This is a genomic window from Bacillus sp. 05T31, from assembly GCF_056396725.1.
Map to the genome: position 1 here is coordinate 1 of NZ_JBFTMA010000503.1, position 3300 is coordinate 3300.

5 protein-coding genes and 2 pseudogenes are annotated in these 3300 nt (G+C 29.4%); all 7 read right to left on the reverse strand.

The window, feature by feature from the left end; translation table 11 throughout:
* Positions 1-93: pseudogene (locus AC1DJR_RS22935) on the reverse strand (ankyrin repeat domain-containing protein); the annotation flags it as partial.
* A 384-nt stretch (positions 94-477) separates the two neighbouring features.
* A complete protein-coding gene (locus AC1DJR_RS22940; RefSeq protein WP_000789035.1) occupies positions 478-708 on the reverse strand; it encodes a hypothetical protein in 231 nt (76 codons plus the stop codon).
* 166 nt (positions 709-874) lie between these two features.
* A complete protein-coding gene (locus AC1DJR_RS22945) occupies positions 875-1375 on the reverse strand; it encodes a transglycosylase SLT domain-containing protein (protein WP_078177261.1) in 501 nt (166 codons plus the stop codon).
* Between the two features lie 209 nt (positions 1376-1584).
* A complete protein-coding gene (locus AC1DJR_RS22950) occupies positions 1585-1800 on the reverse strand; it encodes a hypothetical protein (protein ID WP_477003583.1) in 216 nt (71 codons plus the stop codon).
* A gap of 192 nt (positions 1801-1992) precedes the next feature.
* The gene (locus tag AC1DJR_RS22955) at positions 1993-2256 is read right to left on the reverse strand and encodes a hypothetical protein (RefSeq protein WP_429688633.1); all 264 of its coding nucleotides are present in this window, start codon (positions 2254-2256) and stop codon (positions 1993-1995) included.
* A gap of 144 nt (positions 2257-2400) precedes the next feature.
* On the reverse strand, positions 2401-2961 hold the full coding sequence (locus AC1DJR_RS22960; protein WP_429688632.1) for an AAA family ATPase: 561 nt from the start codon (positions 2959-2961) through the stop codon (positions 2401-2403).
* Positions 2962-3073: 112 nt separating this feature from the next.
* Positions 3074-3300: pseudogene (locus tag AC1DJR_RS22965) on the reverse strand (class I SAM-dependent methyltransferase); the annotation flags it as partial.

Genomic DNA, 3300 nt, shown 5'->3' on the forward strand with positions numbered 1-3300 from the left:
GTTAACAACACCTCGATCCGTATTAATGATTTCTACTACCTTTTCTTTTTCCCCTCTTATGACTGCTTGTGATATTGATATGATTTGTTCCATAATGAACCTCCATGTATACAAATATTAAGTACCCCTTAATAAATTCCATTAATAATCACATGTTCCTTTCTAAAAAATTAAGTTTACATAATAATATTATTTTTATAATTCGCTATCCTAATAAAAAAACAATCCACTCTAATGAGTAGATTGTTTTTGAATTTCATTTTTATAATTGTTTAAAAAAATATCATTTTCACTTACAACTAATAAACATTAATAAAAATGAAATGAAATTATATATTTAGCAGCCATGAACTCTTTACATATCAAAACCGGCTATTTACTTAAATCAATAGTTTTTTATCATTTGAAAATAAAAATGGAATTTATCCTTACATTTGAAAAATACATATATAGCAAGAATCTATAGCAGTACTCTTATCATACTAATCTATAACAATTCTGCCTTCTTCCCTTACCTGTATCCTTTAAAACATAAGACTTTAAAACGAGTGCTGTTAGTGAATCTGTTAATGTTTTATATGATAAATTTGAAAGAGCTAATAGATCGTTCGTATATAACATTCTATGCTTCTCTAATAATAATAGTACTAATCGTTCTGACGGTTTTAATGTTTCATCACTTTCTAGTATAAAATCTATATTTTTCATATCCCTACTTCTTACTCCTTATATAAAAAAATGATTTTAGTAGTTATTTAATATAAAAATACTACATAACAAATTTGAAGATATATCGAAATAACATAACACCCAAACACTTTTATACTATAACATAAAAAAGACATTTCCCCAAATTGAAAATGCCTTTTTATATCTACTTCTCTTTTTTATATAATTGATATGATTGTTCTAGCCCTTTATTATATTTCGTATTATTATCTGTCCATTCTCCCCCTAAGTTTCCTGGCCACCCTGATGTATTAGCAACATATTTAAGCAACTCCCAATCCTGCAGTCCTTTTTTCACACCACGTTCATACGATTTGACCATACTTGAAATTGCTATCGTTGTATTTATACGCGAATCCACTAAACTCTCTTCCGATAATTGCGCTGGTGCTAATCCACCACGATGTAATTGGAATAATCCGAAAGATGTTCCGTTATCCCCTATCGCCTTTCGATCAAATTTTGTTTCATGATCAGCAATAGATAATGGTATCCACTCTGGAATACCATACCTCTTTGCAACTTCACTAATTACTTGTTTATTATTTTTAATCTCTTTCTGCTTTTCATAGTTAATATAAATTACATAACTTAAAGTAACTAACGTAAATAATATGAATATATATTGTAGTGCCTTTTTCATTATTTCATCTCCTGCTTTGTATATGTTTCACTTTCTATATACACTATAAGACTTTTATGTGACATTCATTTGACAAAATGATATTAATTATACATAAACTGTTACAGTTTTAACTATCAATCTAAAAACTACAATTCTTCTAAAAGACTCTTTCAAAACATAAAAACAATCAGCCTTTCATGTATAGTACATGAAAGGCTGATTGTTTTTCACTACACTTTTTTATGTATACAGTATATCCCTGCTATAATAAAACAAATTGAAATTACYGATAAAATTGTACCCTGGATTTCATAAAATGCAGTAAAGAATTTYCCGCTTSSTCTATCCCAAATTTCTAATGMACCCGCGTAAATTGCGGAAGTTATATATGTAAGGCCKAATAGGAGAATTCCCGAAAGAACATAGGTTACTCCACTATTTTTCATTATTAGCTCACCTCCATTAATTTTATTTGTGAATAAAACAAAAAAGACCTTTATACGTTAAAGATCTTTTTCATCTTATTTGTGTTACAAAAAACGCCAGAATCTAAAAAAACTTACTTTATGATTTGTATTTTTATATATAAATTAAAGGTTATAAGACTACCAGCATCTTCTCGATTAACATTTTTTACATTAAATATTTCTTGCAATATGCGGTTTGCTGTAATGACTCGTTCCACCGCCACCTACTACTACTTTACCGCCTTTTTCGAAGATTAATAATTTACTTGAACCATCAGAAAGTAAAACTACTACTTCCGCATCGTCACTTGTAGCCGTATATATTACATAACCACTTTTCGAAATACAAGTTGTCCAATTCGCATCAAATTCTGATCTTAATACCCGATTAGAATATACTTGATTTTCAATTCTCCCTGGCTGTTCGTTGTCCAAATTCTTCTTACCTTCCTTCCAAAATTATCATTTCTATTTAAATGACGGTTCTTCAATAAATTAGTGACCGTCCTTATTATAAATAGTATATATATCTGTTAATAAGATGCTTGGACAATGCAAACATAAGAATATTAAAATGTTTTACAGTCGAAATTTCTCTTTAATCATTACAGCTACTTCTTGAGCGCTCAAATGAGTATTATTAATTTTTATATACTCTTCTTTTTCAATTTCACCATGAAGTGAGTTTAATCTATGTTTTTTCATCGTTTCTTTTAAATTTTTTTCAGACCATTCAATGTCTCTTTTTTTCGGTTTATGCTCTAGTCTATGCGGACTTTTATTTCGCTCTAATCTTTCATCTAATTCTGCCTCGAGTTCTACAAAATATACTGCTGCGCCTTTTGATTCAAAAATACTTACTACATGGTTTATGTACTCCCAATCCGATTGAAGGTCAAATGCCCATACATATGTAAAAATCATTCCGTATAAATCACTTTTAGACACTTCTTCAAATATTTCATTACGAAACAAACTTACTAATCTTTTTGCTTCCTTTGTACTGTAATCAAAAAATGGACTTACTAAATCAATGGTCATGTGATTATGAAAAATTTTCAAATCTGTTAGTTTCGCTAATTCTTGTCCGACTGTCATTTTCCCGACTGCTTGCGGGCCAAATATTAAGATGAATTTCATTTGTTTTCCTCCGATTTTCCTCTATAAACAATGAAATAAAACATATCCTAAMATTGAAAATAAGGCAGTCGATGTTGTGTCGATTGCCTTATTTTCATGAATAATTCCTATATTATTCCTTTCGTACAGCTTCAAAAGTAAAAATTTGTTCTGCATTTGACGGTTGCTTTTCATAAACATAGTCAGCAGAGCAAGTAATGTCAGTGAAACCTATACTTTCTAAAAGGAGTTTAAACTCTTCTATTCCATACCACCGCATTGCAAAACGTTGTAGTTCAGTTTGTACTAACTGTCCTTTACTCCATTTTTCATATTTTAAATATGATACAGTTACTTGGT

Excerpts from the sequence above, each read along its gene's own strand:
- AC1DJR_RS22940 (WP_000789035.1), bottom strand. The coding sequence starts at position 708 with ATGAAAAATATAGATTTTATACTAGAAAGTGATGAAACATTAAAACCG.
- AC1DJR_RS22960 (WP_429688632.1), bottom strand. The coding sequence starts at position 2,961 with ATGAAATTCATCTTAATATTTGGCCCGCAAGCAGTCGGGAAAATGACA.